This is a genomic window from Lentzea tibetensis, assembly GCF_007845675.1.
In the GTDB taxonomy this organism is placed as follows: domain Bacteria; phylum Actinomycetota; class Actinomycetes; order Mycobacteriales; family Pseudonocardiaceae; genus Lentzea; species Lentzea tibetensis.
Map to the genome: position 1 here is coordinate 1 of NZ_VOBR01000058.1, position 25,230 is coordinate 25,230.

The 25,230-nt window shown below is 67.9% G+C and carries 28 protein-coding genes and 2 pseudogenes; 13 read left to right on the forward strand and 17 right to left on the reverse strand.

Going from position 1 to position 25,230, the window contains the following annotated elements:
* Positions 1–834: transposase (locus FKR81_RS41925; RefSeq protein WP_146361006.1), on the reverse strand; the 834-nt coding region annotated here is incomplete at its 3' end.
* 75 nt (positions 835–909) lie between these two features.
* Positions 910–1,239, reverse strand: a complete 330-nt coding sequence (locus FKR81_RS41930) for a hypothetical protein (RefSeq protein ID WP_146361009.1) — start codon at positions 1,237–1,239, stop codon at positions 910–912.
* A gap of 269 nt (positions 1,240–1,508) precedes the next feature.
* Here FKR81_RS41930 and FKR81_RS41935 point away from each other — a divergent pair, with 269 nt between their 5' ends.
* Positions 1,509–1,997 carry a hypothetical protein gene (locus tag FKR81_RS41935; protein WP_146361011.1) on the forward strand — a complete coding sequence of 163 codons (489 nt, stop codon included), beginning with the start codon at positions 1,509–1,511 and terminating at the stop codon, positions 1,995–1,997.
* A 10-nt stretch (positions 1,998–2,007) separates the two neighbouring features.
* Here FKR81_RS41935 and FKR81_RS41940 read toward each other — a convergent pair whose 3' ends face one another.
* The 3 genes from FKR81_RS41940 to FKR81_RS41950 all read right to left on the reverse strand — a co-directional run bounded on the left by FKR81_RS41940 (position 2,008) and on the right by FKR81_RS41950 (position 4,148).
* Entirely contained in the window at positions 2,008–2,952 is a 945-nt protein-coding gene (locus FKR81_RS41940) for an IS481 family transposase (RefSeq protein WP_146361053.1), read from the reverse strand.
* 333 nt (positions 2,953–3,285) lie between these two features.
* Positions 3,286–3,744, reverse strand: coding sequence for an enediyne antibiotic chromoprotein (locus FKR81_RS41945; RefSeq protein WP_146361013.1), 459 nt, complete (start codon positions 3,742–3,744; stop codon positions 3,286–3,288).
* 32 nt (positions 3,745–3,776) lie between these two features.
* Entirely contained in the window at positions 3,777–4,148 is a 372-nt protein-coding gene (locus FKR81_RS41950; protein ID WP_146361015.1) for a hypothetical protein, read from the reverse strand.
* 510 nt (positions 4,149–4,658) lie between these two features.
* Between FKR81_RS41950 and FKR81_RS41955 the strand changes: the two genes are divergently transcribed.
* Entirely contained in the window at positions 4,659–7,430 is a 2,772-nt protein-coding gene (locus tag FKR81_RS41955) for an AfsR/SARP family transcriptional regulator (RefSeq protein WP_268891623.1), read from the forward strand.
* On the opposite strand, the gene FKR81_RS44695 is transcribed toward FKR81_RS41955, so the two are convergent.
* Positions 7,423–7,866 (reverse strand): AAA family ATPase, encoded by a 444-nt coding sequence (locus FKR81_RS44695; RefSeq protein WP_222598602.1) that lies wholly within the window; start codon positions 7,864–7,866, stop codon positions 7,423–7,425. The genes FKR81_RS41955 and FKR81_RS44695 overlap by 8 nt on opposite strands.
* A gap of 508 nt (positions 7,867–8,374) precedes the next feature.
* Here FKR81_RS44695 and FKR81_RS41965 point away from each other — a divergent pair.
* Entirely contained in the window at positions 8,375–8,950 is a 576-nt protein-coding gene (locus tag FKR81_RS41965; protein WP_222598603.1) for an integrase core domain-containing protein, read from the forward strand.
* Between the two features lie 92 nt (positions 8,951–9,042).
* Positions 9,043–9,657 (forward strand): annotated as a pseudogene (locus FKR81_RS41970) (ATP-dependent DNA helicase); the annotation flags it as partial.
* Here the strand turns inward: FKR81_RS41970 and FKR81_RS41975 are convergent.
* From FKR81_RS41975 to FKR81_RS45475, 3 genes are all read right to left on the reverse strand, one after another.
* Entirely contained in the window at positions 9,626–10,222 is a 597-nt protein-coding gene (locus tag FKR81_RS41975; RefSeq protein ID WP_146361018.1) for a VOC family protein, read from the reverse strand. The pseudogene FKR81_RS41970 and the gene FKR81_RS41975 sit on opposite strands and share 32 nt — an antisense overlap.
* Before the next feature lie 140 nt (positions 10,223–10,362).
* Complete coding sequence (locus tag FKR81_RS44185; RefSeq protein ID WP_186763499.1) at positions 10,363–10,533, reverse strand: hypothetical protein; 171 nt, start codon at positions 10,531–10,533, stop codon at positions 10,363–10,365.
* Positions 10,530–10,916, reverse strand: coding sequence for a helix-turn-helix transcriptional regulator (locus FKR81_RS45475; RefSeq protein WP_407936597.1), 387 nt, complete (start codon positions 10,914–10,916; stop codon positions 10,530–10,532). The genes FKR81_RS44185 and FKR81_RS45475 overlap by 4 nt, the downstream gene beginning before the upstream one ends.
* Positions 10,917–11,508: 592 nt before the next feature.
* Between FKR81_RS45475 and FKR81_RS41985 the strand changes: the two genes are divergently transcribed.
* Complete coding sequence (locus tag FKR81_RS41985) at positions 11,509–11,760, forward strand: hypothetical protein (protein WP_146361021.1); 252 nt, start codon at positions 11,509–11,511, stop codon at positions 11,758–11,760.
* Positions 11,761–11,935: 175 nt separating this feature from the next.
* Here FKR81_RS41985 and FKR81_RS41990 read toward each other — a convergent pair whose 3' ends face one another.
* On the reverse strand, positions 11,936–12,805 hold the full coding sequence (locus FKR81_RS41990) for an AraC family transcriptional regulator (RefSeq protein WP_146361023.1): 870 nt from the start codon (positions 12,803–12,805) through the stop codon (positions 11,936–11,938).
* Positions 12,806–13,005: 200 nt separating this feature from the next.
* Here FKR81_RS41990 and FKR81_RS41995 point away from each other — a divergent pair, with 200 nt between their 5' ends.
* From FKR81_RS41995 to FKR81_RS42005, 3 genes and pseudogenes are all read left to right on the forward strand, one after another.
* On the forward strand, positions 13,006–13,854 hold the full coding sequence (locus tag FKR81_RS41995; protein ID WP_146361025.1) for a hypothetical protein: 849 nt from the start codon (positions 13,006–13,008) through the stop codon (positions 13,852–13,854).
* A gap of 613 nt (positions 13,855–14,467) precedes the next feature.
* A pseudogene (locus tag FKR81_RS42000) lies at positions 14,468–14,885 on the forward strand (glutathione-dependent formaldehyde dehydrogenase); the annotation flags it as partial.
* A gap of 74 nt (positions 14,886–14,959) precedes the next feature.
* Positions 14,960–15,202 (forward strand): hypothetical protein, encoded by a 243-nt coding sequence (locus FKR81_RS42005; RefSeq protein ID WP_146361027.1) that lies wholly within the window; start codon positions 14,960–14,962, stop codon positions 15,200–15,202.
* Here the strand turns inward: FKR81_RS42005 and FKR81_RS42010 are convergent.
* Positions 15,199–15,480, reverse strand: coding sequence for a hypothetical protein (locus FKR81_RS42010; RefSeq protein WP_146361029.1), 282 nt, complete (start codon positions 15,478–15,480; stop codon positions 15,199–15,201). The genes FKR81_RS42005 and FKR81_RS42010 overlap by 4 nt on opposite strands.
* A gap of 257 nt (positions 15,481–15,737) precedes the next feature.
* Between FKR81_RS42010 and FKR81_RS42020 the strand changes: the two genes are divergently transcribed.
* Entirely contained in the window at positions 15,738–16,562 is an 825-nt protein-coding gene (locus tag FKR81_RS42020) for an SDR family oxidoreductase (RefSeq protein WP_146361033.1), read from the forward strand.
* A 46-nt stretch (positions 16,563–16,608) separates the two neighbouring features.
* On the forward strand, positions 16,609–17,157 hold the full coding sequence (locus FKR81_RS42025; RefSeq protein WP_235922228.1) for a flavodoxin family protein: 549 nt from the start codon (positions 16,609–16,611) through the stop codon (positions 17,155–17,157).
* Positions 17,158–17,212: 55 nt separating this feature from the next.
* Here the strand turns inward: FKR81_RS42025 and FKR81_RS42030 are convergent, their stop codons facing one another.
* The 3 genes from FKR81_RS42030 to FKR81_RS42040 all read right to left on the reverse strand — a co-directional run bounded on the left by FKR81_RS42030 (position 17,213) and on the right by FKR81_RS42040 (position 19,681).
* Complete coding sequence (locus FKR81_RS42030; RefSeq protein ID WP_146361036.1) at positions 17,213–17,446, reverse strand: hypothetical protein; 234 nt, start codon at positions 17,444–17,446, stop codon at positions 17,213–17,215.
* A 70-nt stretch (positions 17,447–17,516) separates the two neighbouring features.
* On the reverse strand, positions 17,517–18,368 hold the full coding sequence (locus FKR81_RS45480; RefSeq protein ID WP_235922226.1) for an HPP family protein: 852 nt from the start codon (positions 18,366–18,368) through the stop codon (positions 17,517–17,519).
* A gap of 1,082 nt (positions 18,369–19,450) precedes the next feature.
* Positions 19,451–19,681 (reverse strand): hypothetical protein, encoded by a 231-nt coding sequence (locus FKR81_RS42040; protein ID WP_146361038.1) that lies wholly within the window; start codon positions 19,679–19,681, stop codon positions 19,451–19,453.
* Between the two features lie 212 nt (positions 19,682–19,893).
* Between FKR81_RS42040 and dhaL (FKR81_RS42045) the strand changes: the two genes are divergently transcribed.
* The 3 genes from dhaL (FKR81_RS42045) to dhaL (FKR81_RS42055) all read left to right on the forward strand — a co-directional run bounded on the left by dhaL (FKR81_RS42045) (position 19,894) and on the right by dhaL (FKR81_RS42055) (position 23,025).
* Entirely contained in the window at positions 19,894–20,520 is a 627-nt protein-coding gene (dhaL, locus tag FKR81_RS42045; protein WP_146361040.1) for a dihydroxyacetone kinase subunit DhaL, read from the forward strand.
* Positions 20,521–20,578: 58 nt separating this feature from the next.
* Positions 20,579–22,351, forward strand: coding sequence for a dihydroxyacetone kinase subunit DhaK (dhaK, locus tag FKR81_RS45905; protein ID WP_146361042.1), 1,773 nt, complete (start codon positions 20,579–20,581; stop codon positions 22,349–22,351).
* 68 nt (positions 22,352–22,419) lie between these two features.
* Positions 22,420–23,025, forward strand: a complete 606-nt coding sequence (dhaL, locus tag FKR81_RS42055; RefSeq protein ID WP_235922227.1) for a dihydroxyacetone kinase subunit DhaL — start codon at positions 22,420–22,422, stop codon at positions 23,023–23,025.
* A 63-nt stretch (positions 23,026–23,088) separates the two neighbouring features.
* Here dhaL (FKR81_RS42055) and FKR81_RS45780 read toward each other — a convergent pair whose 3' ends face one another.
* From FKR81_RS45780 to dhaL (FKR81_RS42070), 3 genes are all read right to left on the reverse strand, one after another.
* Positions 23,089–23,334 carry a putative PEP-binding protein gene (locus FKR81_RS45780; protein ID WP_146361046.1) on the reverse strand — a complete coding sequence of 82 codons (246 nt, stop codon included), beginning with the start codon at positions 23,332–23,334 and terminating at the stop codon, positions 23,089–23,091.
* A complete protein-coding gene (locus FKR81_RS42065; protein WP_146361048.1) occupies positions 23,331–24,695 on the reverse strand; it encodes a putative PEP-binding protein in 1,365 nt (454 codons plus the stop codon). The genes FKR81_RS45780 and FKR81_RS42065 overlap by 4 nt, the downstream gene beginning before the upstream one ends.
* A partial coding sequence (gene dhaL, locus FKR81_RS42070; protein ID WP_146361051.1) for a dihydroxyacetone kinase subunit DhaL occupies positions 24,692–25,230 on the reverse strand: 539 nt, incomplete at its 5' end. The genes FKR81_RS42065 and dhaL (FKR81_RS42070), both read right to left, overlap by 4 nt.

Below are 25,230 nucleotides of genomic sequence, written 5' to 3' on the forward strand. Positions count from 1 at the left end.
CCGGGTCTCGGGGTCCACGGTCGAGATGACCCGGTCCGGCGCGACCTTGCGCGCGATCCGGAACGCACCCTCGGACTCCTCGGCCAGGTCCTGGCCCAGCGCCGTGGCCAGTAGTCGCGCCGCCTGCTCGACCTCGGTGTCGAGGTCGCGGCCGTTCAGCAGCCCGAGCATCGCGAACCCGTCGCGGGCACGGGAGTCGATCAGTGCTTCCCGCGCCGCCGGGTCGTCCCAGTCGACGCGGGGCTTGGCCGCGGTGGCGTAGTCGTCGCCGCTGCCGATCACCGACCGCAACTGCGTCTCGAGGTCCCGGTCGGTGGCGCGCAGCAGGCCCCGGATCGCCGACCGGATCAGCGTGACGGTGTCCATCGTGGCCACCGCGTCATACAACGGCGTCGAGTCCAGCACCCGCTTGCGGCCCACCAGCCCGGCCCGCCGCGCCACCCCGAGCACCACCTCGAAGATCCGGTCCGGCCGATCCGAGCGAGCCAGCCGAGCCCGCATGTCCACCAGCACCGTGTGCACGAACCCCGGATAGCCGAAATCCAGACCACCCGCGGCGTACTTCCACCGGGCGTCGAAAGCGAACCGCTCCACCGCTTCCCGGTCCGACAAGCCCTCGACACGCTGCAGCACCATCACCACCGCCACGATCATCGGCGGCACCGACCGCCGCCCCGCATCGGCGAACAAGTCGGCGAACATCTCATCCGGGAACAGAGCGAAACACTCCCGGTGCAGCACCCCGTAAATCGAGTCCGCCGCGACCCGGCCCTCGCAGAACTCCACCGTCGACCGCAACAGACCCGCCTGCCGCGGCGCACGCCCCAACGTCACCCGGACATCCTGCCGAACCGACCACACGACCGGCACCGAACACGCCGATCCTTAGCCATCAAAAACACCAGCCACCTAGCTCAACCAACCGGGCCGCGGTGCACCGAGCAGGGTCGGATCATCGACCTTCTCGTAGACCAGCGGGCCGGGCAGCGCCGGCCGCCACCCCTTCGCCAGGGCGGACTTGATCGCCGCGGCCACCGCCGCTGGGCGCACGCCGAAAGACGTCACGGTGGCACGCAACAACGCGCCCGGCCGTTGGGGCTTGTCCAGCACCTGATGGATCGTGACGGACCGCCAGATGACCGGTTCGCCCCACTCGCGGTAGCCCACGCGGTCCACGTGCCACCGGTAGGTGATCCCGTCGACGACGATCAGGCGCGAGTTCCGCCGCGACAGCGTCATGGCTCCAGGGTACTCAGACCGCACCAGGGATTTTGCGGTGACGATCACCCACTTGCAAGTCCTGAGGGATCTGCGTGGTGTCCGACATGCACAGTTGGCGCGTTCCCCGCGGGGGGGAACTCTCTCAGTCGCTCGCATCACAGCCATCAACGAATGGCAGTAACGACTTCGAGACGGGCGCTAGCCCCCAACCACTCCCAGACCAGCGGTCGTCACCACCCATCCGGTGACGGCCGCTTTGCCATGCTCACCAACAGAAAGAGAACATCTTGGCCTGGCGCGTAGCGCGTTCCCTGCTCACCCTCCGAGACCAGATCGACACGAAGTTCCCGTCCCGCAACCGCGCGAGCGACGGCTACATCGGCGATAGCAACCACCAGAACACCACGTCCGACCACAACCCGTGGTACGGCCCCGGCATCGTCACCGCGGCCGACTGGACCCACGACCCCGGCGTCGGCTTCGACATCGACCGCTTCACCGACGAACTCGCGGCGTCCCGCGACCTCAGGATCAAGTACATCATCGCCAACGGCCTCGTCCTAGACAGCCGTCCGCAGTTCAACCCGTGGAAGTGGATGCCCTACAACGGGTCCAACCCGCACCGCTCCCACGTCCACCTCTCCGTCGTCGCCTCCCCGGCGTGCGACGACACCCGACCCTGGAACTTCCCCATGCTGGGTGGCGGCGCACTGTGCTGCTCCCCATCTGCTCCCAGAGAGTGCTCCCACGTGGCCCGAATATCGGTGTGCGACTGACGGTGATCGATTACACCGGGGCCTCGGCTTGAGTCTTCTGTCGGAGTCTCTCATAGGGCGTCTGCCCGTCGAGGCCTCCGTGTGGTCGGTGGTAGTTGTAGTAGTCCTGCCACTCCTGGAGTTTGGCGTTGAAGATGTTCGTGTCGTCGATGACGACACCGTCGAGCAGGCGGTAGAACTCCTCGGCGTCGATGCGGTGGGAGCGCTCAACTTTGCCGTTCAGTCGGGGTGTGCGGGGCTTGATGTAGATGTGGCGGATGCCCTTGTCCTGTACGTGCCAGTGGAACGCGGACTGGAACTCCGCACCGTTGTCGGTCTGGATGGCCTCGACCGCGAACGGCAGCTGCGCGAGCACGTGGTCGACGAACTGGATGGCAGTCTTCTGGTTGTTGCGCGGGTAGATCTTTAGGACCCGCAGCCGGGTGCAGTCGTCGATCGCCGTGTACTGGTAGAACTTCCCCCGTCGGCCCACAGGTTTGGCCGCGCCTACCGGGGTGAGCGGCTCGACAAACTTGACGTCGATCTGCACCTGATGGCCAGGCCGCTGCTTCTCGTAGCGCTTCCAGCGGCGGTCGTGTCGCTTGTAGCGCTGGTTGGCCGGCAGTTTGCCCATGCCCAGTCGTTTGAGGATGCGCCACACACCGGACGTACTGATCTCGATGTCGTGGTAGCGCTTCAGGTACGTCTGGATCTTGCGCGGTCCGAAGTGGTAGTTCTGCCGCAGATGGATGATCTTGTCGATGACCTCGGCGCGGGTGGCCTGCGGGCTGGTCCGCGGCCGCCTGGAGCGATCGCACAGGCCATCAACGCCCTCGGTCTCGTAGCGGCGTAGCCACGTGTAGTAGGCCTGCCGACTGACACCTAAGTAGCGGCAGGTCATGGCCACATTGCCGGTGACTTCCTCGACATGACGCTGGACCGCCAGGCGCCGGCGCACCTGGCGGTCCAGCTGAATCTCACTCACCCGGTCTCCGTAGTGATCATGAGGACCAGGTGTCAAGCATCTCCGTCAGTTTTATAGGTCTACCAGCGACGATGACTTTTCGAGCGGCACAAGGATCGGGCGGAACAGCTTGCCCGACGGCACGAGGGCGTGGGCGCACATGGCGTTGAGCAGGCTCCCGTCCGCTCACCAGCGCTCACCGAGCCGCACCGCGACCTCGCCGACGAGCGACGTGAGCTCGTCCGCACGCAACCCGCCGTCCGCGTGGACATGACCGCGCATGCATTCCTCCAGGGTGGCAAGGACAGTTCGGTGCGGCCCGGTGTCACTCACCGAACGCGTGGATCAACGAAGTGGCGCGGGACCGAAAGCGATCGGCACCGGGCCCGCGAACACCTCGGGTGTGGTGAGGCTGCCTGCGGCGGCCCCGCAACCGGGCGCCACCGTGCAGTCGACGTGCCCCGCGGGCTTGCCCGTGACCGGGCTGAAGCCGTCGAACTGGGCACGAACCGTGAGAGACACGGAGAAACCGCCGTCGGCGCCGGCCACCGCCTGGGCGTTGTCCACGAAGTTGCAGCTGATCTGGGCCGGGTCCACGGGAGTGTTGCACTGCACGGCGGCGACCGTGTCGCCCGCCGGGTAACCGTTGCCCGTCACGGACACGGCCTGCCCGTCGTTCAGCCCGGTCGTTGGTGTGACCGAGATGGTGGCCGCAGCGGCGAACGCCGGTGTGCTCCCCACCAGTGCCCCGCCCAAGAACAGCACTGCCGCCATACGCGCGATTCCCTGCCTGCCGAACGTCATCAAGCTTCCTTCCCTCCGCTGAAAGAACGAACTCACACACCGGTTTCGGCGTTGCCGCCGAGCAGCTGCCGCTCAAGTCGGCCCATGAAGTCGACGATCTCCTCGTGGTTGGTGGACGGCAGGAAGTGGTTCGCGCCGACCTTGTAGTAGAGCGAGCGGACCACCTCCTCGACGGCGTGGTCGAACGGTTCACCGCGGCGCAGGGCGAGCACCAGCGCGGGGACGTCGGAGCCGAGCCGGACGTCGTGCCACACGTAGAAGTTCTCGCCGTTGACCTCGACCTGCGGGAGCCGTTCACTCGCATACCTGGTCGACTCCGGCCGCCCCTGCGTCATGTAGGCGGGGAGCGTGAGCATGTCGTACTCGAACACCGTGGCCAGCAGGGCGCCGTACTGCTGCGGCATCGCGGGGGGCGATCACCTCGCTCCACCACCGATGCAGCACGCCCTTGCCCCCGTCGGTTCCGTAGACGTGCGCCAGCACGGGCGCGCGCATCGTCGGCCGGCGCTCGACAATCGGCGGCAGTCGTCCGTCAACCGTGACCAGCGCCCTGATGTTCTCGGCATTCTCGCCGTCGGTTCTGGGCGAGTCCCCCGGAAGCAGACTGTCGACAGCGACGGTCTCGGCCGGATTCCTGCGCAACTGATACTCACGCCACGGTGATGGCGCGTCCACACTGTCATCGGGCAGCGACACGCGTCACTCCCCCAGCCCCAGACAAATCACGAGTCTTGTCCTTTCCGATGCAAGTACCGCTGGAAGTGCACCGTTCGGACCCGATGGGCTCCCCCATTGGCCCTCGCGAGAAGTCTTTCGGGCCAATGCACACGCGATCGCATATGAAACGCACATGGCGCCGCACACGGAGCCCTATAGTTTCGTTTTCCGTTGAACCGCCTGGGGAGGTTCTACAAATGGCGAACGTCGCCGAGTTTCGCTTACTGGGCCCGGTCGAAGTTCTGTTGCACGGACAGCCGCAGCCACTGGGGGGACCTCGGCAACGGACCGTGGTCGCCGCGATGTTGTTGCACGCCAACGAAGAGGTGCGGACCAACCAGCTGCTGAAGCTGGTGTGGGACGACGTGCCGAGCTCCGCCGCGTCGAACCTGCGCACGTACCTGACCAGACTGCGCCGGATTCTGAGCGTTCCAGGCGAACCGGAGTCCCGGCTGCGCACGCTGCGCGGCGGTGGACACGTTCTCACGGTCCAGCCCGGTGAGCTCGACCTGGCCACGTTCAGCGAGCACGCCGCGCTGGGCGAGCAGGCGGGCGACGAATCCGCCGCCCGCACACATCTTTCCCGCGCGCTGACCGTCTGGCGTGGACGCGCACTCGATGACATCGCGCTGGGCCCGGCGCTCGAGGTCGAGGCGACCCGGCTGGAAGCGCACCGTGACCGAGTCCACGAACGACTGTTGCGCGCCCGGTTCGCTTTGGGCGAGCACGACGAGCTGATCCCGGAGCTGCGCGCGCTGCTACGGCACAACCCACTGTGGGAGAGCCTCGTCAGCATGCTGATGGTCAGCCTGCACCGGACAGGCCGGCGCGCGGAGGCGCTGGAGTTGTTCCGCGAGACGCGTCAGAACCTCGTAGACGAGCTCGGCGTGGAGCCGGGTGCCGACCTGCAGGCCCTGCACCGGCAGCTGCTGGCCGACGATGCGGAGGAACAGCCGAAACAGGACCGGGCACCCGCCGCGCCGACCCCCGCCCGCGACCGCCCTGCCCAGCTGCCCGCCGACCTGCCCGCGTTCACCGGCCGCACACCAGAGCTGACAACGCTCGCCGACCTGCACAACACATCGCACACGGTGGTGATCAGCGCGATCGACGGGATGGCCGGTGTCGGCAAGACCTCGCTGGCCGTGCACGCCGCGCACCGGCTGGCACCGTGGTACTCCGACGGACAGCTGTTCATCGACCTGCACGGCCACACCACCGGTGTCGCGCCGCTCGATCCGGGCGAGGCACTGGACCGGTTCCTGCGCAGCCTCGGCGTGCCCGCGCAGGACATCCCGGACAACACCGAGGCGCGGGCCGCGCTCTACCGTTCGCAGCTCGCGAACCGGCGCGTGCTGGTCGTGCTCGACAACGCCCACGGCGAGGCCCAGGTCCGGCCGCTGCTGCCGGGGACGGCCAGCTGCCGCACCCTGATCACCAGTCGGCGCCAGCTGCCAGGGTTGGAGCACGTCCAGCCACTGACCCTCGACGTCCTCCCGCTGCCCGACGCGATCGCCCTGCTGACCAGCATCTGCACACCGGAACGGCTGGCGGGTGAGCCACCCGAGCTGGTCGAGGAGGTCGTCGAACTGTGCGGACGACTGCCGCTGGCGATCCGCATCGCCGCAAGGCGGCTGCGCGCCCGTCCCACGTGGCCACTGGCGCACCTGCGTGACCGGTTGTCCGACCAGCGACCGCAGCTCGCCGAGCTGCAGACCACAGAGCACAGCGTCGCGGCGGCGTTCAACCTGTCCTACGCGGACCTGGAACCGCAGCAGCAACGCATGGTCGAGCTGCTCGGCCGGCATCCCGGACTCGACATCGACTCCGTCGCCGCGGCTGCCCTCGCCGGGTGGAAGGTGCCCGAGGCCGACCACGTGCTCGAGGAGCTCTGCGGCGCGCACCTGGTGCGGCAGCCGACACCGGGACGGTACGACATGCACAACCTCGTCCACGCCTACGCCGCCAACCTGGTGTCCGAAGTGAACACGGCTGGGATCCGGCGCCTGCTCGACCACTACCTGCACACCGCCGACGCTGCGGACCGGGCGATCCATCCCCCGCGTCCCCTTCGGCCGCTGGTGGCGCGCGACCCGCGCATCGTCGTGCCGAGCTTCGCGGACAGCCAGCAGGCGCTGCGGTGGTGCGACACCGAGTACCAGAACGTCCCGCACCTGACCCGCGAGGCGAAAGCGCGGGGACTGCTCGCGCACGCCTGGCAGCTTCCCTGGCGGCTCGCCGGGTACATCTTCGTCCGCAACCGCTGGGCGGACGGCATCCCGCTGTACCTCGTCGCACTAGACGCGACGAGAGAGCTGGGAGACCGGTACGGCGAGGGCGAGATCCTGGTGGGCCTCGCGTTCGCCCACTCACAGCTCAAGCACCACCAGGCGTCGGTCGACTACTACATCGACGCGATCACCGCGAGCCGCGAGGTCGGCAACAAGTGGACCGAAGGCTTCAGCACCATGGGTTTGGCCGACGAGTACCGACGCCTCGGCCAGTTCGGCAACGCGATCGAGTCGCACCTGGACGCGCTGCGGGTGTACCAGGAGATCGACGACGTCTACGGACGGTGCATCACCCTCGCGCATCTCGGCGACGCGTACCGCGACCTGGGCCGGTTGGAGGAGGCGGTCGGGTGCTACCGGCTGGCCATCGAGGACAGCGTGCGCATCGACAACGAGTACGGCATCGGCCAGGCGCTGAACGGCCTCAGCGCCACGGAGCGGCTCCTCGGCCGAACTGACGACGCCGCGGCGTCCGCGACCCGCGCGCTCGCGCTGTGCCGCGAGATCGGGGACCGGCATGGCGAGGCTCACGCTCTCGTCATGCTCGGGCTGGTGAGCAGAGACGCCGGCGAGACCGGACGGCTGCTGCGCATCGCACTGGTCATCCTGACCGATCTCAAGGATCCACGCGCCGAGGAGGTCCGTGCCCACCTGGCGGCCCTGTCCTTGATCAACTGACACTGGCATCAGGTATCGGTGGAAGCCGCCGCCGACGGAGGAGGTGTTGCGCCACCGAAGGAAGTGCAGGTCGTCGACGATCAGCAGCCGGACGTGGCAGCTGTTCATGCAGTCCAGCGCGGGTGGCGAACAAGCTCGCGGTGCCCTGGGCGGTGCCGGGGTGGGCGAAGAACTCGAGCATCGCCCGGTTGAAGTCTTTCAAGCCGGTGTTGCCGGTCAGTCCAACCTGGCACACTGGCCACCACTGATCATCCGTCGGCGTGATCGGCCCCTGCTCGGCGATCTCGCGCTGGTGGAACTGCTTGGCGAACGCCAGCACCGAGGTGGTCTTGCCCAGACCGGGGAACGCGTCGATCGCGACCGCGCCCTTGGCCTTGTCGCCGTCGTGGGCGTTGCTGCCCATCATGTTCCACAGGTCCTCGTGCAGCTCGGCCAACTGCGGTGTCCGAAGAGGACCGAGGTTCGCGTGCCACTCCCGACGCCTCCGGTCGTGTCCGCCCCCAGGCCGTATCACCAAGCTTGCGGATCTGCCTGCGCAACAACAACTCTGGTCGGGTCCGTGCCGGTGCATCGACGAACTGCTGCCAGCCTTCCTCGCGGGCCAGCATGAGGTCGTCCAGCCCGGCCGTGTTCACACATCCTCCAGCGCGTCGGCCTAGAAGTCGGCATCGTCGGCCCAGCACCGGCCAACTCGGCATCAGGCAAGTAACCTTGCACAACCGGCACGATGACCGCCTTTGCCTCAACTTGGCGGAGGCCACGATCGGCGGTGATTTCGCCTTGTCACTCGGCGCTCTCAGTAGCCCGAATCAGCCAGGACGCGTCAACCTTGATGGGTTGCGCTGCCCCGCCATCCCCTGGAACGCCACTCTCCCGAGTGGCTGACACTCCTGCGCAAACGCACCACGACCTACGCAGCCCAGCCCTACCAACAACTCGGTAGCGTGCACCGCACCGCCGGACACGAACGTGACGCCCGTCTGGTCTTCATCGCACAGCAGAACTCGGCAAACGCCTGTACGCGTTGGCGTTTCTCGAACACGGCACCAGACGCCTACACATCAGCGGTATGGCCACATCCGACACGGGACTGGACGGCGCAGGAGGCGAGGAATCTCGCCGCAGACCTCGGAACACGAATGGAGTCCCTGCGCTTCCTGCTGCGCGACCGCGACGGCAAATACGGCAAGACGTTCGACGCCGTGTTCCAGGCCGAGGACCTGCGCGTGATCAAAAGAGCGCCACAAGCTCCCCGGATGAACGCCCACTGCGAACGGATCATCGGCAGTATCCGGCGCGAGCTATTCGACCACGTCCTCATCATGGGAGAAGCCCACGCGCGTCAAGTCCTTGCGGCCTACCAGATGCACCACAACGAGCATCGGCCTCACCAGGCCCGCGAACAGCTACCACCCGATGCCCAAGCGCAGCCTGCCGAGGTACATGACCTCGGCGCCCGCAGACTGCTACGCACCCAGATCCTCGGCGGACTCATCAACGAGTACAAATACGCCGCATGACATGCGGCGATGACTTTTCGAGCGGGCACCGTGTAGCGGCCTTGAACAGGCGTTTCTTGCTGGTCTTTGCCGCAGTTGTCGACACGGGGCAGCTAGCGAGGGATCTGCCGCAGCCTGGCCGCGACGAGCTGCCGCCGGAGTACCTGGACGAGATAGAGGGCCTGGTGGACGCGGCCGGCGGTCGTGCGCTCGGGCTGTTCTCCTCCACTCGCGCGGCCAAGGCCGCCACGGACGCGCTGCAGGACAAGCTCGATTACCCGATCCTGTGCCAGGGCGACGACTCGACAGGTCTGCTGGTCAAGAAGTTCTCCGAGGACGAGCGCACGTGCCTGTTCGGCACGCTGTCGCTGTGGCAGGGCGCCGACGTGCCCGGCCCGTCCCTCCAGCTCGTGATCATGGACAGGATCCCGTACCCCAGGCCGGACGACCCGCTAGCGTCCGCGCGCCAGAAAGCCGTCAACTCCAGGGGAGGCAACGGCTTCCTGACTGTCGCGGCGACCCACGCGGCGCTGCTGCTGGCCCAGGGCGCCGGCCGGTTGCTGCGGTCGATGTCGAACAAGGGCGTCGTGGCCGTCCTGGATCCGAGGCTGGCCACCGCCCGCTACGGCGGCTTCCTGCGCGCCTCACTCCCCCCGTTCTGGACGACCTACGCCCCCGAGGTGGTCATGGCCGCGCTCAAGCGCCGGGACGCGGCTCAGACCCCTTGATCCGTTCGACGAGCTCGTCGCGGTACTCCCGCACCGCCTGAAACTCCGGTTCGTCACCGCTCGCCCGCTTCAACGCGCCTTCCAGGATCTTCAGCCCCTGGCGTTCGTCGCCGTGCGCATCCGCCTGCCTCGCGGCGTTCTCCATGGCTTTGGCGAGCTTGGTCTGCGCCTCGGGTTCCTTGGCGGCCTTGTTGATCCGGATCCAGTTGCCGCCCGGATCGACGACGGTGAACCCGGTGTACCGGTCGTTGCGCAGCCGCGGCCGGGTCATGCGCGGGATGCCGGAGATGAGCAGCTTTCCGTGCACGGACCGCATCCCCGCCGCGAAGGCCTCGAACAGCTCGCTGGTGTCCGCCACGATGACCAGGCACGTGCTGTACGACTGCGCCGGGTCGTAGTCGTCCATCCCGAAGAAGTGCAGGTTGATGTCTTCCCGTCGTACCGCGATGTGCGGGTTCGGCCGCGTCTGCCGATAGGTGATCTCGAAGCCGAGCATCTCGTAGAACGACGCGATCTCATCGATGGATGGACAGGGCAGGAGCGGAATGGTCAGTTCGTTCGCCACCGCCCGAAGGTAAGCCCGGACCTGCTGAAACGACACCGAGCTATTTGCTCATGCGAACAGCAGTGCAACCCCGCCCAGCAACAACAACGCCGACACAACGGCTATAGCGCGCACACGCCCACGCGGCGTCTGCGCGTGCTTCAACGCGATACCCAACGGACCGATCCCAGCCAGACAGCCCCGAACGCCACGCTCAACGGTGACATGCCAAGTTCGCGCGCCCCAACAACATCCGCTTCCCACTGCTCGCGATAGCGTTCATCGCCTACCACCGCCGCGGCGAACCGCACCAACAACAACGCGACTCTCATTGCGCTGTCCTCGGCACCCAACGCGGCGCCGGAGCAGCCCGCGCGACGACCCGCCGAGCTTCAGCGGCCCCTTCGGGCGTCAGCCGGTACATCCGCCGCCGCGGCCCGCGCCGTTCCGCGTCGTCGTCCCATGACGACGTGACCCAACCGGCCCGCTCCAATGTCCAGCAACGGATAGACGCTGCCCGACGGCCGTCCGGCCAGCTTGATGATCTCCAGGCCCCAGCGCGGCTCTTCGGTGCCGAGCAGCACCTCGCCGACCTCACCGACAGCGCCCGGCTCGTCGACGCCAGCCTTGCTCTGCTCGCACAGCCCGACAAGCTGTACCGGCGCTGCGACGACCAGCAGCGGCGTCTGCTCAACCAAGCGATCTTCCATGCCATCTACATCGAGGACGAGAAGATCACAGACGGTGAGCTCAGGGAGCCCTTCGGGGAGCTCCACACGATCCCACGCCAGCAGACCACAGCAACCAACCCCCAGCCCACAAACGAAAGGGCCACCCGCAATGCGGGTGGCCCATGCTCGCCGTCAGGCGTCGCGGTCCTCCTCCGTGGCCTTCATTCAGGCACTTGTTCTAGTAAGACCCCTGGGGTGGAGCTGAGGGGACCCGAACCCCTGACCCTCACACTGCCAGGCGTGATGTTCAGCTCCACATCGGGCTCCAGTTCTGCTCCACTTAGTACAGTGTGAGACTCGCCGTGCAGAGAAAAGTGCTTGTGACACAAGCAGTCCATCATGTGCTACCCCAGCGTGCCGCCTTAGCAGGGCTCCACCTTGGTTCTACATTGGACAGGGTCTCGCCATGACGCTGTCAAGACATTCGCACGAGCACGCACTGCGGTCAGTCGGCCGAACGGAGTGCCTGCAACAGCCTGCTGGCGAGGCCCCAGCCGTCGGCGGCCTCGATCCAGCCTCGCTGTCCGACTCCATGGCATCTGGAATGGTGATCCAGATCCTCGAGTCCGCGGATGCGTGGGTACGCTGGTCGACGCGTTGATCCCGGAACTGCGACGACTCGGGTACACCGACTTCATGCAGGGCAATCAGCGCGTCATGCTCACGGAGATGGAAGCGGCGGCCGCCGCAGCGTCGGCAAACCCCGATGGCTTCCTGGATCGCATCGTCGCAGATCGCCGAGACAGGCTGGCCGGCTGGGCCAGGGCCTGTGACACCGTTGACTTTGATCCAGGAAGACGCGCCACCGATACTTCTGCTGCTATGTAGGGCTCGCGAGCAGCGCCGGATCACGCCGCTGATCAACACGCTGTCATGCCGCTGATCGATCGCTCATGCCTATGAGCGAGCGTTCACTCTCGGCACCGGCCCGGCTCCCAGGTCAGGTAACGGGGAGGCGAGCCGGGCCGGATCCTTTGATGCTGTCTGGATTCTCGTAGGGCTGTCACGTCGGTTCGACAGGTAGCCACAGCTCGCAGGTCGCGGTGCTGAAATCGTCCGCGCGCTCGAGGACCGCGACGATCGCGGGGCCTGGCCGCAGACGCCATGGGTTGGAGGGAAACCACTCGGTCGCGGTCGCGGCCCAAGTGTTCTGCAGGGCCTGCGGATGGGGTCCGGCGGTGCGGAAGACCGCCCACCTGCCGGCCGGTACCTCGATGGCGTCGAGGTCATCGGGGACCGGCGTGTCCTGGGAGACGGCGACGCCATGCAGGTAGGTCAGTTCGTTGCCCTCTGTGCTACTGGGGTCGAGGTCGTCGCAGACTTGCAGCAGGCCCCCTGGTTCGGTGTCGCCGAGGGTCTTCAGCCGGAGATGCTCCTCGTGCGGCAGTGCGGTGATGTGCTGCTGGATGTGTGGGTTGATGCCCTGGTGGATGAGCGGAACCTGGGCTGCGTGTCCGACGAGCCGGAATGCGGGGTGGTCGACGACACGGGTGTCCATGGGGATGCTCCCTTCGACGGTCAGGCGGAACCTGAGCTTCGGTTGTGTGCGAAGGGGGCCTCCGTCGCGGCGAACGTCACGGGGGCCAGCGCCGTGGACCCCCCGGAACGCACGTCCGAACGCCTCGGTTGACCCGTAGCCGTGCCGGACGGCGACGCTCAGCAGATCGTCCTCGCCCCGGACGATGTCGGCAGCGGCGACGGTCATGCGACGCCGGCGCACGTACTCCGACAGCGGCATGCCGGCCAACGACGAGAACATCCGGCGCAGGTGGTATTCGGTCGTGCCGAGCGCCCTGGCTAGTCCGTCGACGTCGAACTCCTCGGTGAGGTGCTCCTCGACAAGATCGACAAGTCGGTTGAGTGCCGAGATCACGAGGCCTCCTTTCGATGTCAACCTTGGCGGACGGCACCCCGGCCGCGCCCGATCGCTCCGATCCGATCCGATCATGCGCCTGGACCGAGTCTGGCCAGACGCCGGCCCTATGTCCAAGTCTCTAAGTAGCCGCAGACAGCGCGAGCAGCATTTTGCTGCGTGTGTGGTGACGGTGTGGGCCAGCTCGTTACCGTCGCCCCATGCTGCATCCGGTGCACAGCTCGTTTCAGCTTCCCGCGACGTATGTCGCGCTGTGTGAGTTCCTGCGGGACAACCGCGACTTCCACGACGACCAGGTACCGAAGTGGTCCGACGTCTGGAGCGACCTCTTGCTGTGCGACGGCGGCCCGCTCAATCCACTCGAGGACGCCGACGCGCCCGTCGAGGAAGACCCCATCGAACTGAGCTACCGTTCGCAGCCGATGGAGATCGTCCCGTTCGGCTGGGAAGGTGGCGACGCTCTGCACTACGGGTGGGCGGTGCTGGCGCCGGAGTTGGACCTCGACGACCATGCATGCGTGTCGTTCGCGCCGATCGACGGCCACGCGGTGTGGCTCGGTGACGACACGATGCAGGGTCTGGAGAACCTCCTCGTCGGCAGAGTGGCGAACTGGACCAAGTGGGGTGAGGGCGGGGAGCTGTCGCCTGCCGAGCGTTCGTCGTGGGCGGTTCTGTGCCGCGCATTGGAACTCCGTCCCCTGGTGGGTTCGCCGGAGATCACCGCGGGGGCCCGTTCGAGCCGGCGGATTTCGCCCGCGGTTCCGCCGGGGTGGATGTACGAGCCGACCGCCGACGGCCTCGGTGTGCTGGCCGAAGCGTCGGCGTTCGCGTCTGACGACACGATTCCGGGCGACCCGGTGACCGACGAAGACTGGATCGAGCACGCACGGGAACACATCACAGCCGGCTACCCGGCCACAGCTCTGGTCATTCTCAAGGACATCGGCGGTGAGACGCCCGCCGTCCAGGCCATGCGTGAGGCATACCAAGCCTTGGGGCGCACCATGCACGTCGAACGCGCCGACGCGTGGCTGCGTTTCAACCCATGACGTTCCTCCACAATGGACTGTATCGGCGACGAGGTGGTGCGCGCCGGCGGCAAGAATGCCGGGGTAGCGCGCCTCTGCCGAGAAGGGGCCGCTGAGTACCGGCAAGGTCTGGTCGAGTCACAGCAACTCCAGGAGGTGCTGTCCTCGGACTCGTCACCACCAGGGCCATGGTCGCGGATGATTTCGACGATCTCGTCGAACAGGGTCGGGCCCTCGCCGCCCGTGCATTGTCGATCCTGGCCGCGACGTCAGCACAGTGTGTCGGATGGCATGTGAGGTGAATCTGCTCCAGCCAGCGAGTTGTTGCCTCGCCACATCGATCTGGATCCGCGCACCCGCAAGGTGCGGGCGCTCATGCGGCGGCAGCACCTGGACCGATAGCGACGAGCACAGCACAGACGCGGCATTACCATCGACAACGGCAATTGGCACTCAGGCACGAACGTCCAGGCGGCTGCCGCACAACTGGGTCGGCGCAAGGCGGCCCACCGACGCCCTGCCGGAGCCACCACCTGCGCCCAGCCGTACACCGTCACCGAGCGGCCCCGACTCGGCACCATCCACCACGTCATCTGCTTGGAACGCAGCGAATTCGAGACCTCGTGCCCGAACGGCTCGCGGGGCACGGGCTCGCGGAGCGGTCGCGAAGCTCGCGCAGGACCTCACCGGTTTCTCCCGGATCCGGTGGCCACCAGGCTGATGCGAACAGCAGGCGTCGACCGGCTCAGCGCGCTGCACGTGGCCATCGACATCGTGCGGCGGGGCGGCACGATCTCGCTGGCCGGTGTATACGGCGGAATGGCCGACCCCATGCCACTGCTGACGATGTCCGACAAGCAGATCCAACTGCGAATGGGACAGGCCAACGTCAAGCGCTGGGTCGACGACATCATGCCGCTGCTGTCCGACGACGCCCCCTGGGCACGGAGGTGTTCGTGACGCACAAGCTGCCGCTCGACGCGGCGCCACACGGCTACGAGATGTTCCAGAAGAAGCAGGACGGCGCCATCAAGGTGCTGCTTCAACCGTGACGGCCGAGAGCACGCTGATGCCGACGTGCTGTAGCAGGTCGCCATCCTCTCCGAGGTGGAGGAGGGTGAGGGGCATGACCTCACCCTGCTGCGATTCCGGCGACACCGCGGCGGCGCAGCGCCTCGTCGACGCGGTCACGAGGCGTGCCGCGCTGCACGAGGCCGTGGGCGTGGTGCAGGCCTGGGGTGGCGGCGATGTGCTGGAGCGGTTGTGCGATCAGCACAGCGATGCGGAACGTGAGGCTGAGGTCGCGCGGGTCAACGCGGTCGTCGACGCGGTGGCCGAGCGACGGGCGGACCCTGACTGGGGCGGCTAGCTCGCGTCCGCAACCGGTAGCAGAGCGGCCGCTTCGAGGTCTCCGCCGGTGAGCCCACGGGCCACGTCGCGGATCGGGCCGCGATTTCTTGCGGCGTAGCCGAGGATGAGCTGGCGAGCCTCGTCTGTGCCGGTGTCCAGCGCGCCCGCGACCATGCCGATGGCATGAGCGAGCATCACGCGGTCGTTCAGCGTGGTCAAAGTCTGCGCGGTCAGCCGGTGCGTGCGCGCCGGGTCATGCTCCTGTGGCAGGCCCAGCACCGCCAGGTCGGCGACCACCGCGACCGGACCGGCTGCCGTTCGCAGTCCAGTACGCTCCGAAACTTTGGGACGGCCCGCGTGACCCGGCGATCGTGCCGTTCAGCGGCGGCCCCGGCGAATGCCCCGGCCGAGACCTCGTACTGGTCACCGCGGGCACAACGCTCGACGTCCTCACCGAGCACCTGGACTTCGCCGTGATGCCCGCCCCCGCTGCCCAGGACGCTCAACCACTTCGGTCTCCGCATGACCGTCACGCCGGTGGGTACTCGCGTCGCATGACAACCGCACCTCTGCCGAACGACCGCACGGGCGAGCCCCGGTACGCGGTGGTGACCGGCTCTGACTCCGGCATCGGCAAAGCCGTCGCCGTGGCTCTCGCGGGCGGAAGAGTCGATGTCGGTCTCACCTTCCACGAAGACGCCGACGGCGCCGAACGCACCGCACAGCAAGTGCGCGATGCCGGTGCGCGGTGTGCTGTCCGCAGACTCGACCTCACCGATCTCCCCGCCGCTGCAGTCGTTGTCGACGAGCTCGCCGACGAGCTGGGCGGAGTGGACGTGCTGGTGAATTGCGCGGGCACCGGCACCCGCCAGAAGGCGATGGACATGTCGTTCGAGACGTGGCGCGAGGTGCTGTCGGTCGATCTCGACGGCGCGTTCCTCTGCTCCCAGCGCGCGGCGAAGCACATGATCGCCGCCCGGCGCGGTGGCCGGATCATCAACATCACCTCGGTGCACGAGCACCTGCCCCGCATCGGCGCCGCGCCCTACTGCGCCGCGAAGGCGGGCCTCGGCGCGCTCACGAAGGTCCTCGCGCTCGAACTGTCCGAACACGGCATCACCGTCAACTCGGTGGCACCAGGCGAGATCTCCACGCCGATGACCGGCCAGGAGGACGTCGACCCACGCGAGCAGCCCCGCCCCGGAGTGCCGCTCGGACGCCCCGGCCACGCCGAGGAAGTCGCCGCCGTCGTGGCCTTCCTCGCCGCACCCGCCTCTGGTTACGTCACCGGCGCGTCGTTCGTCGTCGACGGCGGCATGTCGCTGATGGGGCCACAGGCAAGCCAACTGCTCACCGACGAGAACTGGAGGCAGCCCTGATGCGCGCCGTCGTACTCAACTGCACGCTCAAGAAGTCACCCGAGAAATCGAACACCGAGCTCCTCGCCCAGGTCGTGATCGACGAACTGACCAAAAGGACGTCGAGGTCACCACCTTCCGGCTGGCAGACCACGTGATCCCGCCCGGCGTCACCACCGACGTGGGCGACGGCGACGAATGGCCCCGCATCCACGACGAACTGCTCAACGCCGAAATCCTCGTCGTCGCCACACCCACCTGGGTCGGCAGGCCGTCCTCGCTCGCCCAGCGGGCCCTCGAGCGGATGGACGCGATGATCTCCGAGACCGACGACGAGGACAGGCCCGTCGCCTACAACCGCGTCGCCGGCGTCGTGGTCACCGGCAACGAGGACGGCGCCCACCAGGTGATCAGCGAGATCTCCGGCGGCCTTGGCGACATCGGCTACACCGTCCCCGGCCAGGCCTGGACCTACTGGAACCGCGGCCCCGGACCGGGCTTTAGCTATGCCGACACCGACGAAGGCCACAAGTGGTCCGAGGACACCGGCCGCACCATGGCCGCCAACCTGCACGCGGTGGCGTCCGCGTTGGCGAAGAACCCTATCCCGGCCTGAGCCGGCTGCCTGGCCCTGAATGTTCAGGGCCAGGCAGCGGTGGCACTCCGGTTCGCTACTTGCCGAGCCGCTGCGCGAGCAGTTCCTTGCCCTGCTCGGCGCCCTTGCGGCTTTCGCCCTGCGCCCGGCGGAAGAAGTCCGCCAGATCCGCGTCACCCGCGCTCTCCGCGTCCTGGACGTAGGTCTCCAGCCGCAGAGCATTGCTCAGGCAAGCCTCCACGAACCAGATGATGTTGTAGTCCTTGTCTTTCGTGCCCGTCACCGTCTGGGCGTCGGTGTTGATCGACACGGTTCCTCCTCGTCCGGCGTCGCCTTTCCTCTACTCGACTACCCGGCAGGCCGGAAAAGACACCTCGCGATCAGGACCAGAGTGGTTGCCGCACACCGAGAACCCGGTTGAGCGCCACACTCGCCACGGTTACCAGCAGCACACCCGCGGCCAACACGAGCAGTTCGCCGGCCGAGGTCAGCAGTCCCAGGCTGATGATCAGGGTGGTGGTACCTGCCGGCGGATGCGCGCAGTCCAGCAACAGCAGCACCGCGGCGATGAGAGCGACCGATAACGCCGCGGCACCTGTCCGTGCGCCGGTGATGCCTTCCTGCAAGGCTGGTGGATGATCGGTCAGACCGAACAATGCGAGGCAGCCGGCTCCCACCAGGATCGCCACCGCGTGGCCCAGGAGGGTGTTGCGAGGTGTGGCCGGTTTCGCCAGCGGAGACTCGAAGAACAACATCACGGTCGGGCCGAGGTGCGGGAACAGGTACGGCTGCTTGAGCACCAGGCCGACCACGCCCGCCGCGGCCAGCACGATGAGGCACAGCGCGACCGCATAGGCCGCAGGACCCACTCGGCCCGCCCTGCGTTCTGCTACTTCCAGCGCTCCACCAGGTAAGTCGGTCATGGTGTCCGCACTCGCGGCAATGAGGGCCTGGGGTGCGCTCTGCTTGACGCGGGTGCGCAACCAGGTCAGCTGACGCTCGACCTCGGGTTCGCGGCCGCTGACGAGGTCGAGCACGATGGCCAGCACCTTGCCCGCAGCGGGCGGCAGGTCCAGGTAACGCTTGCCCTTGACGAACGCAACCAGGCAACTGGCGATAACGAGTGCGCCGAGCCACCTGACCGTAATGGGTGACGCGGAGTGTGTCCTCGGCCAGGATCGTGACCGTCTTGCCCGCGTGCGTCCGGCCGACGCGAAGTCGTTGCCGGGCAACCATAATCACGCCATCGCGGAGTACTCGGCGATGCACCTGCTGCGGCCCGGCAACGGGTCGCGCCGCGACTTGCCGGGGAGAGTCCGCGATGGGGACTTCGGCGGATCCAACAGGGTCCTCGCCACTTCGAGCGGGACAAGCCCCTTTTGAGCCTCTCCTCACGCGGTGCCCGGCGAGACCGCAAGCCACAAGAGAAGAGCGGGCGATTCCGGAACGATGTTCGACATTGCTGAAAGAGGCGCACAGATGGTGCGGTCCGTGCGACGGGTGGTGGCGATCCTGCGTGAGCTGGCGGGCGATGGTCCGCTGCGGAGGGTAACGAAGTTGGCCGAATGTATCGGTGCGGCGAAGCCGAGGGCGCACACCTTGGTGCGCACGCGCCCGCTGACCTGGACGGACGGGCTGGGCGCAGCGGTGCAGCGAGGCGGCCTGGATCGCCGTGCTGATCGGGGATCACGTGCTCGTTTGGGCACCACGCCTTCCGCCCAGCGGAAGCCCTGCTGATTCCTCGAGGTCAGGCGAGCATCCCGTGGAGTGCCTGCGCGTTGGCTAGGGCGATCGGCGCCGCAGCCGGTGTCGGAGCGTGGGCGACTGTTCGTCGCCGAGCGGGCCGTGCGTCGCGGATGCGATCGGCATCGTTGCCCGGTCGAACGAGTGCTGACCGAGCCGGCGCGTCAGGCGTTCGCGGTGATGCGGGAGACCGCGCACACCCTTCACGTGACCTGGGCGGCAGCTGGCGCGGCGTCTGAGCCACGATTCGAGCACATCTCTTGACACGTTGCGCCTGCCGACCTAGGTTTCCGAAACCTTGTTCGGTAATGACGACCATCGTTCCAGGTTTCATCGGATTTGGTGAATCGGCGCACCTGGGTTCCGCCGCGGTGCGGAGGAGGTGAACCGCCCAGCAGCAGAGCTGCCCTGGGCGTGTCCATGGATGAAACGAGCTACCTGCAGAAATCGGGGTCCGACTTGCTGGGCACCGCCCCGTTCACGATGGCCGAACTCGGCATCATCTCGTTCGCCTTCGCGATGGCCGCGGTGGCGATGGTCCACGCGATCGGCCACCTCTCCGGTTGCCAAGTCAGCCGGCGATCACCCTCGCCCAGTTGGCCGGTGCGATCTGGGCGCGTTCCTCGCCGGAGCCGTCGGGACGTTCGTGCTGGCATTCGTCGCTCTTGGGGCGATCGACCGGCGGGATCGCGCGTTCGGGCCGATGCTCACTGGCCGCCCCTTCGGCGGCACAGTCCATTGGGGACAGTTTCCGTTGTACGTCCTCGCCGAATGCGGGGGTCCACTGACCGCCGGTTTCCATACGCGGCACTGAACCTGCGTCGCGCTCTGGAGGTCGAGGTCGTGACGCCCGAGCCTGAAGCCGTGAAGGGAGCGGTGACGCCCGCACTGCACTTGGGCGGATAGCGCTCCGCCGGTCCCGCTCACCAGCGCGGGGGCGCCCGGATCCGGCGGCAGACCGAGCACAGGCGTCCCCACTTCAATCCCACTGACCGAACAGAAAGGACAACCGCGGTGGACATCGCCGTCGCCCGCGCTTGGATACTTGCCGTTGCCACGGCCATCGACGAGCACGCCGACCAGCTGACCCAACTCGACTCGGCCATCGGCGACGCCGATCACGGCGTCAACATGCGGCGCGGCTTCACCGCCGTCGTGGCCGCGCTGGACGAGCTGTCCGCCGGCACGGTCGGGGACGTCCTTGCCAAGACAGGCGTCACCCTGATCTCCAGCGTCGGCGGCGCATCCGGCCCGCTGTACGGCAATGCGTTCCGTGCCATGGGCAAGGCACTGTTCGAACCCGTCGCCGATGGGGACCAGGTGCTCGCCGCCCTCACCGGAGGACTTGTCGCGGTCCAGCAGCTCGGCGCTGCGGTTCCCGGCGACAAGACCATGGTCGACGCCTACGCCCCGGCCGTCGCGACCCTCAAGAAGGCACTCGCCGAGCACCGCGACTTCGCCGCGGCCGCTACCGCGGCGGCCGACGCCGCGGAGGCCGGCATGCACGCCACCACGCCGCTGATCGCGCGCAAAGGCCGAGCGTCCTACCTCGGTTCCCGCAGCGTGGGCCACCAGGATCCGGGCGCGACGTCCACCGCGCTGATCTTCCGCGCCCTCGCCGACACGGTGATGACGGCGTGAGCGGCGAAATCCGGCTCGTTCCCCATCCGGCTCTTCCATCCCAAGGAGGCGAACACGGGTGGCGACCAGTCATCGTGCGGTCCAGCAGGTGAACTCGTTCTGGCGGAAACTGCTCGTCGAGATGCTGGGCACGGCGACACTGGTGTTCATCGGTGTCGGGTCCGTCCCGGCGACTCTGATCGTCGGCGGCGGGGCGCCGTTCACCGTGGCTCAGCTGGGCACCATCGCCTTCGCTTTCGCCACGGCAGTGGTGGCGTTGGTGTACGCGATCGGACACATCTCGGGCTGCCACATCAACCCGGCGATCACCCTTGCGATGGCCGCAATGAGACGCATGCCCTGGCTGCAGGTGCCCGGCTACCTGGCCGCCCAGTTTCTCGGGGCAGTCCTCGGAGCGCTCGCCATCGTCGGAGTACTCGGCCACCAGGCCGTCGATGTCGGTCTCGGCATTGCGAGCTACAGCGGTCAAGTCGGGATGGGACAGGCGTTCTTCGCTGAGGTGATCGGTACGTTCCTGCTCGCCATCGTGGTGTTCGGCGCGACCGATTCCCGCTCTCCTCAAGGCTTTGCGGGCCTGGCGATCGGCATGGCGGTGTTCGCGATCATTGTTCCGGTCGCATGGGCCACCGGCGCGGCGATCAATCCCGCCCGTGCGTTCGGTCCCATGGTGGTCGGCCAGTTCTTCGGTGGCACGGTTCGGTGGGACCAGTTCCCCGTCTACCTGGTGGCGGAGGTCTTCGGCGCACTCGCCGCGGGCGGCGTCTATTTCCTGATCCGCCACCGTCGTTCGGCTGCCCATGCCGCCGAAACGCCGAGTGCGTTCCAGGTCGCCAGAAAGAAGCTGATCAACACGGCCGACATGGTCGTACCGGATGCCCTCGAGGGCCTTGCCGCGGCCCATCGCGAGCTACGCGTGCAGATCGCGCCTCCCGTGATCTTGCGCTTCGCACCACCACGCCCCGGCAAAGTCGCCCTGGTGTCCGGTGGCGGTTCGGGGCATGAACCGCTGCACGGCGGATTCGTCGGGTACGGCATGCTCGATGCCGCCTGCCCCGGAGAGATCTTCACCTCCCCGGCACCCGGTCAGATACTGGCGGCGACGCGCGCGGTCTACAGCGGAGCCGGAGTGCTGTTCGTCGTGAAGAACTACACCGGCGACGTGATGAACTTCAAGATGGCGGAGGAGTTGGCCGCCGACGAGGGCATCGAAGTGACGACCGTGGTGGTGGACGACGACGTGGCCGTACAGGATTCGACATGGACGGCCGGTCGGCGCGGAACCGGTGCCGCGCTGTTCGTCGAGAAGATCGCCGGAGCGCTGGCCGAACACGGAGCACCCCTGTGGGTCGTCGCCGAGATGGCCCGGCGGGTCAACGCCGCGTCCCGCTCGTTCGCCATCGCGCTGACGGCTTGCACCACGCCGGCCACCGGCAGACCCGGCTTCGACCTTCCCGCCGACGAGATCGAGATCGGCGTCGGCATCCACGGCGAGCCGGGACAACGCCGGGACAAGATGCGACCGGTCAACGAGCTCGTGGACATCGCCTTGGCGGCGATCCGCCGCGACCACGAACTCAGCCCCGGTGACAACGCCATCGTCATGGTCAACGGCATGGGTGGCACCCCACTGATCGAGCTCTACATCGCCTACGCCGCCGTAGCGAGGAGCCTGGCCTGCTGGGACGTGAAGATCATGGCCAATCTGGTCGGCAACTACGTCACGAGCCTGGACATGACGGGCGTCTCGATCAGCATCTGCAAGGCCGACGCCGACATGCTCGCCCTGTGGGGTTCCCCGGTGCACACCCCCGCGTTGCGCTGGGGCTGCTGACCGGCGTGACACATACCATTTTTCTCTCCTAGGAGGCCATTGTGGACACCGCTCTCACCCTGGCGTGGGTGCGCGCTGTCGCTACGAGCATGGACCAGCACGCCGACCAGCTCACCCAGCTCGACGCGGCCATCGGCGACGCCGACCACGGCCACAACATGCGGCGCGGCTTCGGAATGGTCGTCCCAGCGCTGGCAGGCCATCGGTGTGCAACCGTCGGTGAGGTACTGGTCAAGACCGGTTCCACACTGATCACCAGCATGGGTGGAGCAGCCGGGCCGCTCTACGGCTCGGCGTTTCGCGCGGCCGGGAAGAAGCTCAACACGCCTGATGCCACGCCCGAAGCGTTCCTCATGTCCTGGTACGCCGCGCTGACAGCCATCCGGCAGCTCGGTGGGGCCAGCCCAGGTGACAAGACGATGGTCGACGCCTTCGCCGCAGGCGTCAACGCGTTCGAGGAGGCCACCTGGCGTGGCGCCGACCTGGCGGCCGCCGCGGCCAAGGCCGCCGCAGCCGCCAACGCCGGTGCACGCTCGACCATCCCGTTGCACGCACGTAAGGGGCGCGCCTCCTACCTCGGGGCACGCAGCGTCGGCCACCAGGACCCTGGCGCGACATCCACCGCACTGATCTTCCGCGCCCTAGCCGATGTGGCGGCGATGCCACGTCGATGATCAGCGGGTCGTGAGTGATTCGGAGGCCTATGGCACTCCGAATCACTCACGAGCACATCGTGACTACCTGGCCAGCGCGTCCGCGGCGAGAGCGACACAGTCGGCGTGGTCGAGGTGGCGAATGTGGGCTCGCACCTCGTCGAGCGCGGATGGTGCGACGGAGAGGATGTCGCAGTCCAGTCCCACGAGCAGCGGGATGACGTCGGGGTGGGCGGCGGCGTCTCCGCACACCGAGACCTGCAGGCCGTGGTGGTGGGCGGTGGTGATGACGGTGGCGATGGCGCGCAGGACGTCGGGGTGGGCGGTCATGGGGGGGTGGCGACCGGGTCGCGGCGGTCGAGGCCGAGGATCTGGCAGGTGAGGTCGTTGCTGCCGATGGAGAGAAACCCCGCGGTGGCGGCGATCTGGTCGATGTTCGCGACGGCTTCGGGGAGTTCGATCATGGCGCCGAGTGGCGGTGGGGTCACGCCCGTCTGGGCGGCGGCCTTGTCGAGCAGGTCCCGGCAGGCGCGTAGTTCGTCGGCGTCGGCGACCATCGGGATCATGATGCGCAGGTCGGTGGCGGCGCCGGCGGTCAGGATCGCGCGGAACTGGTCGGTGAACGCCTCGGGGGCGGCCAGCATGAGCGGCAGACCGCGCCCGATTCGGCTGCTCCCGAGGAACGGTGGGAGTTTGTCGTCGGCGTAGTCCAGGGTGCGCACGGTGACCGGTCGGCCGGCCAGTTGCCGGAAGACGGGGACCAGTGCCGCGGTGTGCTGGCCGAAGCTGGGCCAGGTCGCGGCGTCGAGGAACGGCAGCTCGGTGCGCAGCAGTCCGACTCCGTCGCAGCGGGCGTCGACAGCGGCACGGGCGTCGGCCGGAGTGGCGATGTTGGCGCGCAGCACGACGGTGTGCCCGTCGCTCGTCTGCGAGGCCAGGTCGCGCTGGGTGCGCAGCTCAACCCGACGTGCCCGCGCCTGATCCATTGTGGACAGCGCGGCCCGTCGTTCGTCCTCGTCCGGACAGACGACGACCTGGCCGTCGTCGACGAGCACCTCGGCTCCGTCGGGGACGTCCAGTGCGGCGGGGACGACGCCGAGCAGCAGTGGGATGCCCAGGGAGCGGGCCACGATGGCGGCGTGGGAGTTGGGGCCGCCGGTGACCGACACGGCGGCGACCACCGGGGCGTGTGGTTCGAGCAGGTCGGCCGCCCCGATCTCGTGGGCGAACAGAACCAGCGGGCCCTGGTGGTCGGTATCGGTGTCGCCGTGCAGCCAGGCCAGAGCGCGGCGACCGATCTGGCGGACGTCGGTCGCGCGTTCGGCGAGCGTGGCGTCGTCCAGGTGGGACAGTGCGGTGGCATAGGTGTGCACGGCCTGCGAGATGGCCACGGTCGCCGGGTCGCCCTGCTCCGCGTGCCGCACCGCGGCGGCACGCAGGTCCGGGTCGGCGGCGATGTAGCCGGCCACCTCCATGATGTCGGCCTGCTCGGGCTGTCCCTGTGAGCGCAGGGACTCCGCGAGGTCCAGCATCCGCCGGTGCACGGCGTCGAAAGCGTCGCCGATCTGCCGCACCGGGTCGCCGGTGCTGCGCTGAGGCAGTGTCGCGGCGTGGACGCGGTCGGTGCGGTGGGCCCGTCCCAGCGCTGTGCCGGTGGACGCCGGTCTGCCGGTGAACGTCGCCCGGCTCACGGGCCGACCACCTCGGCGAGAGCGCGGAAGATCAACGCGGTGGACGTCGCGCCCGCGTCCTGATGGCCGACGCTGCGGGGACCGAGGTAGGACGCGCGGCCCTTACGGGCTTGCAGCGGCGTGGTGGCGCGCATGCCGTCCTCGGCGGCGGCAGCGGCACTGCCGGCGGCGGACGCGAGGTCCGCGCCTTGCGACAGCTGCCGGTCGAACGCGGCGACGGCCGGCGCGTAGGCGTCCACGATGGTCTTGTCGCCCGGCACGGCCGCGCCGAGTCGCTGGATCGCGGCCAGTCCTTCGGTGAGCGCGGTGAGCAGCTGCTTCGGCTCGGCGGCCGGCTCGGGCAGCGCGTTGCCGATCGCGCGAAACGCGCTGCCGTACAACGGACCGGTGGCGCCGCCGACACTGGAAATCAAGGTGTTGCCGGTGGTGAGGAAGACCTCGCCGACCGTCTTCGCGTCGAGCTCTGCCAGCTTGGCGAGCACGGCGGTGAACCCGCGCCGCATGTTGACGCCGTGATCGGCGTCGCCGATCGCCG